Origin of the sequence: Streptomyces sp. Go-475 (genome assembly GCF_003330845.1) — a bacterium.
GTDB lineage: Bacteria > Actinomycetota > Actinomycetes > Streptomycetales > Streptomycetaceae > Streptomyces.
The window spans coordinates 6,548,125-6,562,514 of record NZ_CP026121.1 but is presented as its reverse complement, the minus strand read 5'-3'; the positions used below and the strand labels follow the sequence as shown (position 1 = coordinate 6,562,514).

At 74.1% G+C, this 14,390-nt stretch carries 12 protein-coding genes and 1 pseudogene; 3 read left to right on the top strand and 10 right to left on the bottom strand.

Annotated features, from left to right (window positions below):
• Nucleotides 1–118 precede the first annotated feature (118 nt).
• Complete coding sequence (locus tag C1703_RS30140) at nucleotides 119–1,600, top strand: alpha/beta fold hydrolase (protein ID WP_114255781.1); 1,482 nt, start codon at nucleotides 119–121, stop codon at nucleotides 1,598–1,600.
• A 10-nt stretch (nucleotides 1,601–1,610) separates the two neighbouring features.
• On the opposite strand, the gene C1703_RS30135 is transcribed toward C1703_RS30140, so the two are convergent.
• From C1703_RS30135 to C1703_RS30115, 5 genes and pseudogenes are all read right to left on the bottom strand, one after another.
• On the bottom strand, nucleotides 1,611–2,672 hold the full coding sequence (locus C1703_RS30135; RefSeq protein WP_114255780.1) for an N-acetylmuramoyl-L-alanine amidase: 1,062 nt from the start codon (nucleotides 2,670–2,672) through the stop codon (nucleotides 1,611–1,613).
• Between the two features lie 254 nt (nucleotides 2,673–2,926).
• Nucleotides 2,927–3,447 (bottom strand): annotated as a pseudogene (locus tag C1703_RS30130) (hypothetical protein).
• A gap of 12 nt (nucleotides 3,448–3,459) precedes the next feature.
• Entirely contained in the window at nucleotides 3,460–4,011 is a 552-nt protein-coding gene (locus C1703_RS30125) for a TetR family transcriptional regulator (protein ID WP_114255778.1), read from the bottom strand.
• Between the two features lie 10 nt (nucleotides 4,012–4,021).
• Nucleotides 4,022–4,603, bottom strand: coding sequence for a sugar O-acetyltransferase (locus C1703_RS30120; protein WP_114255777.1), 582 nt, complete (start codon nucleotides 4,601–4,603; stop codon nucleotides 4,022–4,024).
• 84 nt (nucleotides 4,604–4,687) lie between these two features.
• Nucleotides 4,688–5,899 (bottom strand): MFS transporter, encoded by a 1,212-nt coding sequence (locus tag C1703_RS30115; protein WP_114255776.1) that lies wholly within the window; start codon nucleotides 5,897–5,899, stop codon nucleotides 4,688–4,690.
• Nucleotides 5,900–6,133: 234 nt separating this feature from the next.
• On the opposite strand from C1703_RS30115, the gene C1703_RS30110 reads away from it, so the two are divergent.
• Nucleotides 6,134–7,318 carry a DSD1 family PLP-dependent enzyme gene (locus C1703_RS30110; protein WP_114255775.1) on the top strand — a complete coding sequence of 395 codons (1,185 nt, stop codon included), beginning with the start codon at nucleotides 6,134–6,136 and terminating at the stop codon, nucleotides 7,316–7,318.
• Nucleotides 7,319–7,369: 51 nt separating this feature from the next.
• Here C1703_RS30110 and C1703_RS30105 read toward each other — a convergent pair whose 3' ends face one another.
• Nucleotides 7,370–8,443, bottom strand: a complete 1,074-nt coding sequence (locus C1703_RS30105; RefSeq protein ID WP_232840629.1) for a hypothetical protein — start codon at nucleotides 8,441–8,443, stop codon at nucleotides 7,370–7,372.
• Between the two features lie 432 nt (nucleotides 8,444–8,875).
• Nucleotides 8,876–9,754, bottom strand: a complete 879-nt coding sequence (locus C1703_RS30100) for an alpha/beta hydrolase (protein WP_114255774.1) — start codon at nucleotides 9,752–9,754, stop codon at nucleotides 8,876–8,878.
• Nucleotides 9,755–9,893: 139 nt separating this feature from the next.
• On the opposite strand from C1703_RS30100, the gene C1703_RS30095 reads away from it, so the two are divergent.
• Complete coding sequence (locus C1703_RS30095) at nucleotides 9,894–11,843, top strand: BTAD domain-containing putative transcriptional regulator (protein ID WP_114257652.1); 1,950 nt, start codon at nucleotides 9,894–9,896, stop codon at nucleotides 11,841–11,843.
• 61 nt (nucleotides 11,844–11,904) lie between these two features.
• On the opposite strand, the gene C1703_RS30090 is transcribed toward C1703_RS30095, so the two are convergent.
• The 3 genes from C1703_RS30090 to C1703_RS30080 form a co-directional block, all read right to left on the bottom strand.
• Entirely contained in the window at nucleotides 11,905–12,945 is a 1,041-nt protein-coding gene (locus C1703_RS30090; RefSeq protein WP_114255773.1) for a MerR family transcriptional regulator, read from the bottom strand.
• Complete coding sequence (locus C1703_RS30085) at nucleotides 12,939–13,679, bottom strand: HEAT repeat domain-containing protein (RefSeq protein WP_114255772.1); 741 nt, start codon at nucleotides 13,677–13,679, stop codon at nucleotides 12,939–12,941. Before C1703_RS30085 ends, C1703_RS30090 begins: the two co-directional genes overlap by 7 nt.
• 248 nt (nucleotides 13,680–13,927) lie before the next feature.
• Complete coding sequence (locus C1703_RS30080) at nucleotides 13,928–14,131, bottom strand: hypothetical protein (RefSeq protein ID WP_114255771.1); 204 nt, start codon at nucleotides 14,129–14,131, stop codon at nucleotides 13,928–13,930.
• Nucleotides 14,132–14,390 lie beyond the last annotated feature (259 nt).

Sequence of the window (14,390 nt, the reverse complement as noted above, 5' to 3'; positions counted from 1 at the left end):
GTGCGGGCAGCCCGGCGAACCCTCCGGGGGGAGGGCGCCGGGTGTTGCCGCCGGAGACGTTATCGATAATCATTTTCATTGTCACCTGGTTGGGCGAAGATCTTCTGGAGAGACCCCCTTGACCCGTTCCGCACGCCGCGCCGCACTGCTGTGCGCCCTCACGGCCGCCACCACCCTGCTCCCGGCCGCCCCCGTCCAGGCGGCGGAGCCACACTCGCCCCTGCGCTTCACCGCCTGCCCGGACTCCGTCCCCCGGCCGGCCGCTCCGGAGCGCGTGGAGTGCGGGCGGCTCACCGTGCCGCTCGACTGGCGGCAGCCCGGGGGGCCGCGCGTCGAGGTGGCGGTCTCCCGGGTCCGCGCCTCGGGCACGCCCGCCGAACGGCGCGGCATCCTGCTGGTCAACCCGGGCGGCCCGGGCGGCTCCGGACTCCCCTACGCGGTCACCAAGCGGGCGAAACTCCCCGAGAGCGTGCGGCGCGCGTACGACGTGATCGGCTTCGACCCGCGCGGTACCGGACGGAGCACCCCCGTCTCCTGCGGCCCGATGGGCGGCCTCTTCGACAGCCCGGGCGGCGACCCGGTGCCGGTGGGACCCGCGGCGGAGCGGACGTACCTGAGGTCCCTGCGGGCCATGGCGGACGACTGCGCCGCGCACGCGGGCCGTCTGCTGCCGTATCTGTCCACCGAGCAGACGGCGTACGACATGGACGCGATACGCGCGGCCCTCGGCGAACCGAGGACGAGCTTCCTCGGCGTCTCCTACGGCACCTACCTGGGCGCCGCCTACACCGCCCGGTTCCCGCACCGCGTGGGCCGGATGGTGCTGGACAGCGTCGTCGGCCCGTGGGACTGGTACGACTTCGACGTCCGGCAGAGCCGGGCGCTGCTGCGCCAGCGCGACACCTTCTTCGCCTGGGCCGCCGGGCACTTCGGGCTGGGAGAGACACCGGCCGAGGTGCGCGCCTCGTACCTGCGCGTGCGCCGCGGGCTCGCCGCGCGGCCGGTGGCCGGTTTCGGCCCGGCGGAGTTCGACCGGGCGGTGTACCGCGCCCTGGGCCGCACCGAGCGGTGGGCGGGGCTGGCCGGCGGGCTGCGCGGCTACCTGGCCGACGGCGGCGTCGACGCGCTGCGCCCGGCCGCCGCCTTCGACGGCCCGGAATCCCGCACGTACGAGGCGGCCAACCGCGTCGTCAAGTGCGCCGACGGGCCGGGCCCGAGCCCCCGCGAGATCGTCGCCGACATCCGCCGCACCCGTCGGGCCGACCCGCAACCGGTGCTGACCGGCATGGAGGCGAGCACCTGCGCCTACTGGCACCACCGCCCCGGCCACCGCACCCCGCTCGGCAGCCCGGCGGCGCCGCCGGTCCTCCTGGTCGCGTCCGCGCACGACGCCGTGACGACGGTCGAGGGAGCCCGCGCGATGCAGCGGCTGCTCCCCGGCTCAGCGCTGGTCACCCTCGACGACGACTACTCCCACGGCGTGTTCGCGAGCCGCGGCAACGCCTGCGTGGACGGCACCGCGGCGGCCTACCTGGTGGACGGAACGGTGCCCGCGGCGAACGTACGCTGCCCGGGCCCCGGACTTCCGGCCCCGGAGTGACTTCGACTGCTCAGGTCTCCTTCCACACCAGCACCGTCAGCACGGCGCTCGCGACGGTGACCGGGACGGCGGCCTGGTTCAGCAGCCGCACGCGCATGCCGCGCCCCGACGCGATGCGCTTCGTCACGGGCAGGACGGCGAAGGTGCCGCCGCCGGTCCCCACGATCTCGTGGATCGGGTGGTCCGCGCGGTGCTGGTCGCCCTGGTACTCCGACATGCGCGCCTGGACGACCGCACCCGCCGGCAGTCCGTCGAGGTGGAGACTGACGGTCCCGCTGAACCGGGCCGGTCCCCGGGCGAAGACGCTCCCGCCGGTGGCGTGGTCGCCGGTCTCGTCGGTCCACTCCGTGGCGAACTCCACCGAGTCCCAGGCGCCGGGCGCGAGTCGGTACCGCTCGGCGACACCGAGGTTGACGTACTGGGGCATGGGGTCCTCTCCTTCCCACAGGCCCGCCGGGAGGGCCAGGGCGTCGGCCACGTCACGGCGGAAGCCGGCCATGTCGAATCCGCGCGGATCGACCTTCCAGTCGCTCCATTCCAGGTGGCCGATCGCGCTCTTGTGGCCCCAGCCGTGCGCGCGGCAGACCGCGGCGGTGGCCTTGACCATGGCGAGGTACTGCGCGGGCGGCCAGGGGTCCCTGCCGTCGCCCTTGTTCTCGCACTCCCAGCCGTAGAAACGGGCGTTGCCGTCGACCGCGCCGCCCGAGCCGTCGTGCTCGTGCGTCGGGGGCGGGTAGGCGCCGTACGACTCGCCGATGACGGCGTTCAGTACGTCGCCGTCGCCGCCTCCGGCGTGGTTGGCGCGGCCGTTGCCGGTCAGGTGGACGACGCCGTCCTTGGTGATGCAGCCGGTGGCGAGCGGGCCGGGCAGGGCGCTGTGGCCGTGGTAGATGAGCCCGACGACGTCCGTGCCGGGCCCGGTGACGGTGTGGTGGATCATCACGCCGTGGACGGGCCCCCAAGGGCCCTTGTGGTTGCGGTTGTTGGTGCGCCAGCCACTGACCTCGTGAACGGCGCAGCCCTCGGCCCGCAACGCGGCGACGAGCCGGGCGGCGGTGAGCGGTGTGGCCATGCGTCGGTCCTCCGTTTCGGCGCGCACGTGCCGGTGGTGGAGACAGCGGTCGCAACTGCGGAGCCTGCCTGGCGGATCGTTTCGCCCGAATGTGCCGCGTGCACCTCGCCAGGCCACCACCATTCTCGCGCCGCTCGCCCCGTCGCTCACCTGGCCGTACGCCACGTCCGCGAATTCGGCGGGATTACGACGCTGCCGCACCACGGAGGGCAGCGGCCGGCCGTTCCCGTGCCGCCCGCAGGGGGCGCGGCGCCTCAGTCCAGGTTCCTCTCCAGAACCTTCAGCCGGCTGTCGATGAAGTGGTCCCGCACGCCGTCACTGGCCGGCGCGAAGAGGTCCGCGGTCAGCCCCCTCACCCGGTCGGCCAGCCCGCCGACCAGCGGCACGGACTCGCGGATCCGGCCGCGGGAGTCGATGCACCGCAGGGCGCTCACATGCGTGTGGAAGGGCTCCGGCGGGAGCTGCGGCACGATGTCGTTGTCGTTGACGAAGCGGTACATGCGGTTCTCGTAGCCCTTGTCGTACGCGGCGGCGAGAGCGGGGTCGCAGGTGCGGGGCTGGCCGAAGGTGTACACCCCGTCCGGGCCGCGCCGCGGCGGTGCCGTGCCGTCGGTCAGCCAGTCCACCGCGTCTCGTGGTGGCGCACACGGCCGAAGCCCCACTTGTTCGCCTGCTGCTCGATGGTGGCCCGGTCCTCGTACGCCAGCGCGCACACCCGGGCGAGACAGTAGGCGTGCCGCAGGTTGTCGCCGGAGACGCGGTGGTCGAGGGTTATTCATCCGTACGGTCATGGACGGTCCGTCGCCGTGATGCGGGTGACGGCCTCCAGGGTGAGGGCCCGGTCGTGGGGCGCGGGCGACAGGGCCCGATGCAGGGTCAGGCCCTCGACGAGGGCGTCCAGCTGACGTGCCGTGCCGGGGTCGAAGTGCTTCTCCAGGTGCGCACGGCTGCGGGCCATCCATTCCCGGGTGAGTTCCCGGTAGGCGGGCCGGCGCGCCGCGAGGGTGTACAGCTCCTGGGTGAGGACGAGGTCGCGCTGGCTGCCCTCGGACAGCGCGTGGATGAGGTCGGCCACGGCCGCTCTGGCCTCGTCCCGGTCGGCCGGGGGCGCGAGGTGCGCGTCGAACAGCGCGACGATGTGGTCGGTGAAGCTGCGGAACGCCTCGCCGAGCAGCTCGTCGATACCGCTGAAGTGGTAGGTCATCGACCCCAGAGGCACCCCGGCCCGCGCGGCGATCTTGCGGTGGGAGACGCCCGCGACGCCGTCCTCGGCGATGAGGTCGAGCGTGGCGGCGACGATGCGCGCACGGCGCTGGGGGTCGGTGTGTCCGGTGGCCATGGCAGCAGGTCTACAGGCTCCGCACCGGGCGGGCCGGATGACCGACCGCGACGACGTCGGCGGGCACGTCCTTGGTGACGACGGCGCCCGCGCCGATGACGGAGTTGTCGCCGATGGTCACACCGGGCAGGACGATGGCGCCGCCGCCGAGCCAGACGTTGTCGCCGATGGTGATCGGCCTGGCGGCCTCCAGCTTGTCCCGGCGCGGCTGCGGCTCCAAGGGGTGGGTGGGGGTGAGCAGTTGGACGTTGGGGCCGATCTGGCAGTCCTCGCCGATGGTGATGGCCGCGACGTCCAGCGCGGTGAGGTGGTAGTTGACGAAGGTGCGCGCGCCGATCGTGATGTTGCTGCCGTAGTCGACGTACAGCGGCGGCCGGACGTGCGCCTCGTCCCCCAGCGAGCCGAGCAGTTCGGCGAGGAGCGGCCGGGCGGCGTCGGCGTCCTCCGCGTAGGCGGCCTGGTAGCGGGCGGCCAGGCGGACGGCCCGCTGCAGGCGCCGGGCGATCTCGGGGTCGTCGGCGATGTAGAGGTCGCCCGCGCGCATGCGCTCGAGGTTGCTGCGCGGGTCGCCCGCGAAGTGGTCCGTCGGCATGCGCGCGAGCGTACCCCGAGGAGCGTACGAACGTACGCCAGGGGCCGGGTGACACCCCGGACCGCCCGGCGCGGCCGCGGTCGTTCAGTCCCGCCGGGGTCGCAGCACTCCGGCGAGCAGGAGGACGAGCACCCCGGCGAGCGGCACCACCAGCAGGCCCGTGCGCAGGCCGGCCGCGTCGGCGACGAGCCCGACGACCGGCGGGGAGAGCAGGAAGCCCAGGCGCATGAGCCAGGAGACGATCGTGAGCCCCGACCCGGGCTTGAGGCCGGGCAGTTCGTCGGCTTCGTGCATCGCCGCGGGCACGAGGGTCGCCACGCCGAACCCGGCCGCGGCGAACCCGGCGATCGTGCCGGGCACCGTGGGCACGGCCAGGGCCAGGCCCATGCCGGCCGCGGCGACGAGCCCGCCGGTGCGGGCCACCCCTCGCTGGCCGAACCGGTCGACGAGCCGGTCGCCGATCAGGCGGCCGACGAACTGGGCGCCGACCAGGGCGATGTAGCCGGAGGCGGCCACCGTCACCGACGCGTGCAGGGAGCCGGAGAGGTAGAGCGCGGCCCAGGAGTTGCCCGCGTCCTCGACGAGGATGCCGGCGGTGGCGATGAGGACGAGGGCGGCCAGCATCCAGGCGGTGCGCGGGGGTGCCGCCGCGTTCCGCTCCGTGCGCGGGCCGGGGCCGGCGGGGCCCGCCTCGTCCGCGACCGGTTCGGTGTCGGGTCCGGGCAGGCAGTAGCGCAGGGCGACGCAGGCGGCGATCCCGAACAGCACCCCCGAGACGAGCAGATGCAGCCCGCGCGACAGCTCCAGCGCGATCGCGCCGGCGGCCATGGCTCCCCCGGTGACGGCGCCGACGGACCAGATGGCGTGGAAGGAGTTGATGACGGAGCGTCCGTAGCGGCGCTGCACCCGCAGGGCGTGGGCGTTCTGCGCGACATCCACGAGCGCGTCCATGACCCCGGCCAGGAACAGCGCTCCCGCGAACACCACCACGGACCCGGCCAGCCCGGCGGCGAGGACCCCCGCCCCCGTCAGCAGGGTGCAGGCCACCGCGACCCGTGCCGATCCCAGCCGGCGGACGACCAGCCCGGCCGCCGGTCCGGCGGCGACGGCACCGGCCGGGAACGCCGCGACGGCCAGGCCGTAGGCGGCGTTGCCGATGCCGAGGTCGGCCTTGATCTGCGGGAACCGCGGCAGCAGGTTGGCGAAGAGCGCGCCGTTGGTGAGGAACAGCACGGCGACGGCCGCGCGGGCCTGCCGGTCGGTCCGGGTGGGCCGCTCGCGTACGTCGACAGTCATGCGGCGGAGCCTATCGGCAGGAGCGTACGAACGTACACTCCTTTTCCCTGGACAGCCGGGCGACCACTGCTTAGACTTCCAGTCCAGAAATAGACAGACGATCTAAAGTGGGCTGATGGACGACGAGGCCGCCGGGCAGCTACGCCGGATGACCGTCCACGACCACGCCGGACGCAAGGGCCCGCGCCCGCCGGAGCGAAGAGCGGCACCTCTGGCCCGCCCCTCCCGAAGAACATGGACTTCCCTGTGAACAGTTCCGCGAGCACCGCCACCGCACGGACCTTGGCCGACCCGGACACCCCGTTCGCCGTCGTCGACGTCCACCGGACCCTGCGCAACATCGCCCGCCTGCGGGACAGGGCCGCCCGCCTCGGGGTCGCCCTGCGCCCGCACGTCAAGACCGCCAAGAGCCTCGACGCCGCGGCCCTCCTCCACGAGGGCGCGCCGCCCTGCCCGGTCACCGTCTCCACCCTCGCCGAGGCCGAGGCGTTCGCCGACGGCGGCTACACCGACCTCACGTACGCCGTCGGCATCGCCCCGCACAAACTCCCCCGCGTCATCGCGCTGTTGCGCCGCGGGGTGCGCCTGCGCGTGCTGCTGGACAGCGTCGAGCAGGCGTCGTTCGTCGGTGAGGCGTCCCGCCGGGCCGGCGTTCCCGTCCCCGCCCAGATCGAGATCGACTGCGACGGCCACCGCGGCGGCCTCAGGCCCGACGACTCCGCACTCCCCGAGATCGGCCGCATCCTGCACCACTCGGGCTGCCTGGACGGCGTCCTGACCCACGCGGGCGAGTCCTACGTCGCTTACACCGCAGAGGACCGGCGCCTGGCCGCGCGGAACGAACGCGACACCGCCGTCGCCGCGGCCGGACGCCTGCGCGCGGCCGGCCTCCCCGTGCACACCGTCAGCGTCGGCTCGACCCCCACGGCCCACGCCGCCGAGGACCTCACCGGAGTCACCGAACTGCGCGCCGGCAACTACGTCTTCTTCGACCTGGTGATGTCCGGTCTCGGCGTCTGCGACCTCGACGACCTCGCCCTCTCGGTCGTCGTGACCGTCATCGGCCACCGCCCCGAGCACGGGTGGATCCTCACCGACGGCGGCTGGATGGCCATGTCCCGCGACCGCGGCACCGCCGCCCAGGCCCAGGACCAGGGCTACGGCCTGGTCACCGACCTGGACGGCACCCTCCTCCCCGGCCTGGTCATGACGGCCGCCAGCCAGGAGCACGGCACCCTCACCGCCCGCGACGGCGCTCCCCTGCCCGACCTGCCGGTGGGCACCCGCCTGCGCGTCCTGCCCAACCACGCCTGCGCCACCGCGGCCCAGCACCACGGCTACCACGTCATCGACAGCGGCCGGACAGCCGGCCCCGCCCCCGCGATCCAGGCGTACTGGCCCCGGATCACCGGCTGGTGAGCCGGGGGCCGCCCTACGGCGTCCATGACTGTGCAGGCGTCCGCGGCCGTCTCAGGTCCCTCGCACGGCGGTGAGCAGTTCCCCGCGAGTCGGGCCGGGCTCGGCGTAGCGCGGTTCACCGGCGGCCAGTTCGACGGCCCTCGCCGCCAGTCCGGGCTTCACCAGGGCCTCCTGCGGGCCGGCGAGGAGACAGCCCACGTCGGCGAGGCCGCGCAGGATCTCGGGGTCCTTCCAGCGAGCGGATCCCAGGGCGATCTGGAGGTTCCAGTCGGCGTCGTCGGTGGTGCGGACACCGCCCTGGATCTCGGCGTCGATCTCGGCCAGCCGGTTCCGGTCCCAGGCGGCGAAACCCTCCCACACGGGCGTGAGGTTCTCCTCGGCGAACGTGTCGAGCAGCAGGGACTGCCGCAGGGGGTCGTCGCTCCCGGCCAGGCGCAGGACGTCGCGCAGGGCCGCGGCATGCCGCCAGCCCATCGTGATGCCCGTGCCGAACTGCGGGTCGACCGTGCCCCAGGCGTCGCCGATCTGCACGATCCCGGTGACCAGCGGACGGCCGTCCACCACGAGGCGGCGGCGCCGGCTGTCGGTCCCGCCGATGGCGGTCACGCCCGTGACCGGCTCCCCCTCGCCCAGGTGCGCGAACCACGGGTACAGGCTCAGGGCCCGGTGCCACGCGTCGGCGTCCGCCAGGGCGCGCAGTTCCTGATCCCGTCCGGACGTCACCAGCGACACGCCCCAGGTGCCGCGGTCGCCGGGCACGGAGAGGACGCTGACGCTGTCGTGGTGGCACAGCGGCCACGGCGCCTGCCGGGGCAGGGCGCCGTCGGGTGAGCGGAAGTACCGGGTGTAGTAGCGGAAGCCCGTCCCGACGCGGTGCTCCTCGGGTTCCGCGCCGATCCCCGCCAGCATCCCGGCCACCGGGGAGTTGCGGCCGCCCGCGTCGACCACGAGGTCCGCCGCCCACCGCTCGCCGTCCTGGGCGAGCGCGCCGGTCACGTGCGGGGGTGCCGCCGACCGGACCTCCCCGGTCAGCAGTCCGGTGACCCGGACGCCGTGCCGCACGGTGACGCCGGGCGTCTGCCGCGCCTGAGCCAGCAGGGCCGCGTCCAGCAGCGGCCGCCGCATGGCGATCGTCTCCGAACCGGGCGTCCCCCGGCTGCCTCGGCCCGGTGGCCGCCTTGTCCCACGCCCCGGCGATCATGTTGTGGTGCGGACGCCCTCCCAGGGCGAGGACGCGGTCCACCGCGCCGGGGAGTTCGGCGGCCAGCAGGCTCGTTCCTCCGGGCAGCACGCAGTGGCTGTGCCGGAACTGTCCGACCGCCGGCCGCCGCCAGTCCCGCCAGACGGCTTCTCCGTCGCCGTCCGGCGGACCGGGGTCACGGTCGAGCACGGTGACCCGCAAGCCCTCGGCGGCCAGCAGCATCGCGGCCACCAGGCCCGTCGGCCCGGCCCCCAGCACCAGGACATGCTTCGTCATGAACTCTCCTCTGTTTCCTCAGTGTCGGTAGCGGGTGGTCGCCTTCGACCCCGGGCGGTCATCGCTGCACCAGGTCACGGTCATCGCTGCACCAGGTCGAGGATCAGGGCGCCGATGTCCTCCGGAGCTTCCTCGGCCATGAAGTGGCCCGCCCGGGTGGTGAAGTGCCGGAGGTCACCGGCCCACGGCCGCCAGGTCGCGGCGGCGTCGAAACCCAGCTGCCGGCCCCAGTCCTGCTGGACGACCGTCACCGGCATGGCGAGGCGGTTGCCGGCGTCCAGGTCGGCCTGGTCGTGTGCGATGTCGACGGTCGCGGTGGCGCGGTAGTCGGCGACGATCGACGGGACGGCCTCCCGGCAGGCGCGCAGGTACTCGGCGCGTACGTCCGGCGGGATCGCGTCGGAGCCGGTGGACCAGGCGTCGAGGAAGTGGCCGAAGAACGCGTCGGCGCTGTTCGCGATCAACTGCTCGGGCAGGCCGGGCGGCTGGGCCATCAGGTAGAGGTGGAAACCCACCGCCGCGCTGACGCCGCGCAGGACGTTCCAGGTGTCCAGGGTGGGGACGATGTCCAGGATGCCGAGGTGGGTGATCCGGTCCGGGTGGTCCAGCCCCGCCCGGAAGGCGACGTGCGCGCCGCGGTCGTGCCCGACCAGCGCGAACCGGTCGAACCCGAGGGCGTCGGCCAGGTGGACGATGTCCGCGGCCATCGTCCGCTTCGCGTAGGTGTCCTCGGCGACCGCGTCCGGCTTGCTGCTGGCGCCGTAGCCGCGGAGGTCGGGGCAGACCACGGTGTGGTGCCCGGCCAGGGCGGGGGCGACATGGCGCCACATCAGGTGGGTCTGGGGAAAGCCGTGGAGCAGTACGAGCGGCGGTCCTTCCCCGCCGACCGCCGCGTGCAGCTCGACGCCGTCGGCCACGCCGATCGAGCTGGTGGTGAATCCGGGAATGGTGAGGGCCATCGCCGTCGTCTCCTTCTCCGAAAGCCGTGAGCTGCTGTCGCTCACCTGTGGGCGGATGAACGACAGGAGCATCGGGCAGCCGGATCAGCAGCGGATCAGCGACGGCCGTCGGGCGCCGGAGCGGGACGACAATGAGCCCATGGAGATCCTCGTCAAGGTGCTCGGACCCATCGAGGTCACGGATGCCGGGGGCCGTCCCGTGGCGGTGGGCAGCCGGCGCCGCCGCGAGGTTCTGGGCCGGCTGGTCGCCGCCGGCGGCCGGGCCGTCCCGCTGGCGACACTGGTCGCCGACCTCTGGGACGACCCCCCGCCCACGGCCGCCGGGACCGTCCGCACCTTCGTCGCCGAACTGCGCCGCGCCCTCGAACCGGACCGCCTCCCGCGCACCCCCTCGCGCGCCATCGAGACCGTCGGGACCGGCTACGCCCTGCGGGTGCCGCGGGCGCACGTCGACGCCCACCGGTTCGAGGACACACTCCGGGCCGTGCGCGACGCACCCGGCGACCAGGTGGCCGGCGCGCTGGGCGAAGCGCTCTCCTGGTGGCGCGGCGAGCCGTACGCGGACCTCGACGCCTCGCCCTGGCCGGCGACGGAACGCGCCCGCCTGACCGAACTGCACCGGCAGGCCCTCGAGCTGCGCGCCCGGGCGGTGCTCGACCTCGGACGCGGCGCGCCCCTCGTCCCGGAGCTGGAAGCGTTCGCGGCGACACACCCGTGGCGCGAGCACGCCTGGGTCCTGCTGGCCCGTGCCCTCTACCAGGCCGGCCGCCAGGTCGACGCCCTGGCCGCGCTGGGCGGCGCGCGCACCAGGCTGCTGGAGCAGTTCGGGCTGGCGTCGGCGGACAGCCTCGACCACCTCGAACGCGACATCCTCCGGCACGCTCCCCACCTCACGCCCACGTCCCGGGACGAGGACCGGCTGCTCCTGCTCACCCGCACCGAGGCGACGGGGACCTCCACCCGGCTGCGCTCGATGAGCACCGTGGCCAGGGCCGCCGCGGTCACCGGGGGCACGAACCTGGTCCTCGCCCAGGAGCAGCGCGCCGCGGCGGCCGCGGAAGCGGAACGGACCGGAGACCCCGACCTGACCGCCCGCGTGATCGCGGCGTACGACGTCCCCACCGTCTGGACGCGCGCCGACGACCCCGCACGGTCCGAGGCCCTGGTCGCGACCACCCGGCGCACCCTGCGCCGACTCGGACCGGCGGCGCCGCCCGCCCTGCGAGCACGCCTCCTCGCCACCCTCGGTCTGGAGCATCGCGGAACGCGGGACCGCTGGGCCGCCGAGGCGGCGGCCGAAGCCGAACTCCTGGCCCGGGAACTCCACGACCCGGGCGCCCTGGCACTCGCGCTCAACGCCCGGTTCGTGCAGTCCTTCCAGCAGCCCGGACGCACCGCCGAACGCGACGCGATCGCCGGCGAACTCATCGCGCTGTCCGCCCGGCACGACCTCCCGACGTTCGAGATCCTCGGGCACCTCATCAGGATCCAGGTCCGCGCGGCCCGCGGCGACACCGAAGGCGCCGAGCGTCATGTCGCGGCGGCCGAGCGGCTCGCCGCCGTCCACGAGACCCCGCTCGTCCACACGCTCACCGCCGCCTTCCGGACCATGCGGCTGGCCCAGCGATCTGACGACCCCGCCGAGGTCGCCCACGCCTATCGCACCCTGGCCACCGAGCTGGCGGGCGCCGGCATGCCCGGGGTGGAAGCCGGGGCCCTCCCGCTCGCGCTGCTCTCACTCCGCCTGCGCCACGGACGCCCCGCGCCGACGGACCCCGCTCTCGACTGGGGCCCCCACCGCCCCTGGACCCGCCCCCTCGTCGACCTCGCCCGCGGCGACGTCACGGCGGCCCGCCACGCCGCCGCCACCCTGCCGGAACCCCCCGCCGACCACCTGTACGACGCGCTCTGGGCCGTCACCGCGCACACCGCGATCCGACTCCAGGACGCCTCACTGGCCGCACGGGCGCACGACGCCCTGTCCCCCTTGCGCGGCGAGGTCGCCGGCGGAACGACCGCCATGATCACCTTCGGCCCGGTCGACGACATCCTGGCGGCCCTGGAGCAGCACGTCGAAGCAGAGAAGTAACAGGCCGGGGGCTCCACTCGGAGGACGCTCCCCGCACGGCGCGTCGTAAGAGACGGCCCTCTCAGCCTCCGTCTCCGCCTCCGCCTCCGTCTGACCGCCGCCCGTCGACGACCAAGAGGAAGGCCGAGGCCACGAGGGCGACAGCGCGGTCGTCGTCGTGGGCGAGCCGGCGCAGGACCTCCCGGACGGTCGGCCCCGGCAGTTCGACCAGCGCCTGGGTCAGACGGATGCGCGTCGCGGAGTCGGCTGTGGGCGCGGCGAGTTCGTCGGCCAGGGCGGTCATGATCCGGTCCGCGCAGCCGGGGTCCTGGGACAACGCTCCCAGGACCTCCGCCGCTTCGACGTCGCGGGAACCGTCGACCACCATGCCGACGAGTACCGGCACGGCCTCCACCACGCCACGCCTGCCCAGGGCCAGAGCGGCGGGCCCCCGCACCTGCCGGTCCGGGTCCCCGAGCGCGTCGGCGAGCACCTCGGCCGCACCCGGGGCCTCGGCCATCTCGGCGATCGCCAGCACCGCGCGCCGCCGGACGTCGACGTCCTCCGCGTGCACACCGGCGGCCAGTGCCGCCACGCCGTCGCCGCCCGACCGGGCGAGCGCCCACCGCAGGGCGCCCGCGACATGGGGGTCGGATTCGGCCAGCACCGCGCCGGCCAGCAGCTCGGTGGGGACGGAGGCGCCGTCCGGCCGGGCCAGGACGGCCTGCTGCCTGCGCGCGGCGCTGGCCGAGCCGAGCCCCTGCATGAGTTCGACGATGCGCAGGACGTCCTGCCAGCCGGTGGGCGCCGACGCGTCGACGGCGCGGAGACGCTCCAGCAGCTCCCGTTCCCGCTCCAAGCGCTCCTCCGTCCACCGGATGAGGTCGCTGACGAGGGCGGACGGCGTGAAGGCCGGGTCCTCCAGCGCGCGCCCGATCTGCTTGAGCGAGAGTCCGAGGGACCGCAGGCTCTCCACGTGGAAGATCCGGCGGATGTCCTCGGCGGAGTACTGGCGGTAGCCGCCGACGGTGCGACCGGTCGGTCGCACCAGCCCGAGGGCGTCGTAGTGCCGGAGCATCCGGGGGCTCACCCCCGAGTGGCGCGCCACCTCGCCGATCAACATTCCGCGGCCCCCGCGGCCTCCGCGCTGTCGGCACCCCCGGCGCTCTCCGCGGCAGCGGCTCGTTCCGGACCGAGACTCACGATTCGCTTCGCCTCCTCGACGGCCGCGTCGAAACCGGCCTCCGGGTTCCGCCGGAGCAGCTCGGTGGCACGGGCGTGCGCGGCCACCGCCGGGTCGGGGCTCGCCGCGGCCGTCTCCAGGGCGGGCCCGGTCACCTCGCCGAGATCGACGAGTGCCCGGCTCAGGCTCAGCTGCACAGTACGGTCGCCGCGGCCGAGCTGCGTGACCAGTTCGTCGGCCAGGTCCTTCTTCTCGTCCTCGGGCACGAGGAGCACGGCGACGCGCCACGCGGTCCGCGCGACCTCGTCGTCGGCGTCACGCAGCATGTCCCTCGTGATCCAGGCCCAGGCGCTCCGGTCACCGATCTTGGAGAGCGTGTGCAACGCCTGGCTGCGGGCCCGACTGCGCTGCGAGCCGAGTTCCTGGCGGATCCGGGGCAGGGTGATCTCCGACGGGAGGCGGGTCAGCGCCCAGGACAACATGTCCCGCACGAAGAAGTCCGGCTCGACCGCGCATCGCTCGACGAGCGCCTCCAGGAAGCCGGGGTCGGCGCCGGATCCGGCCGCCAGGGCGGCCTGAAGGCGCACCGACGAGTCCTCGGCACGCAGGGCATCGGCCAGACGGGCGTTCTGCGGGGTTCCGTGGGTCGGCTTGATCGAAACCACCTCCTGCACCCAGGGGACACCTTGCCACGGTGTCAGGGTCAAGAACGCCCGTCCGCCCGCCATCGGGGTCAGGACCTGTACGCCGCGCGACGACCTCCGCCTTGGAGAGGTCCCCGAACGGGGCCGGCGGGTTCTCCGGGCGTGGGGCTGGTGCCGCTTTGATGGCGGCGCTGGTGAACCGGGTCGGCTCGGGTCCGGGCTCTTCGCGGAAGGTCTGCCGACGGTTGCGGGCCGTGTAGGTGTCGACCGGGGTGCGGCTAGCCACCGAACACCGCCTTGACATCGTCGGGGTCGTATCCCGGTGCGAAACTCCGCTCCACACGGGGCCGGTTGTAGTGCTGCTGCAGGGCGTCGAAGAGGTCCTCGACACGGGCGTTGAGGTAGCGGCCGGTGGTCGCCAGATCGGCGTGCCGCATGATCGCCCGCACCTGGGCGAGGGTGGGATTGGGGTCGTTGGCCATCCGGTTCGCGGCTGTGTGCCGCAGGTCGTGCAGGCTCCAGTTCGTGCGGACTATCCGCGGACGATGCTGTTGCCCTAGGCGAGCTTGCCGACGTCTTGGAAGTCGTCCATGCCCTCGCTATGAGCCTCGGCATCGACTCGGTAGCGCTAGAAGAACTGCGCCGGGCAAAGGAACTGGAGAGAGGCGGTTTCACACGTCGAATCGTTTGGACGGGAAACCGGTGATCCGCAGATCGGGCTCACCAACGGGCGACCGAACT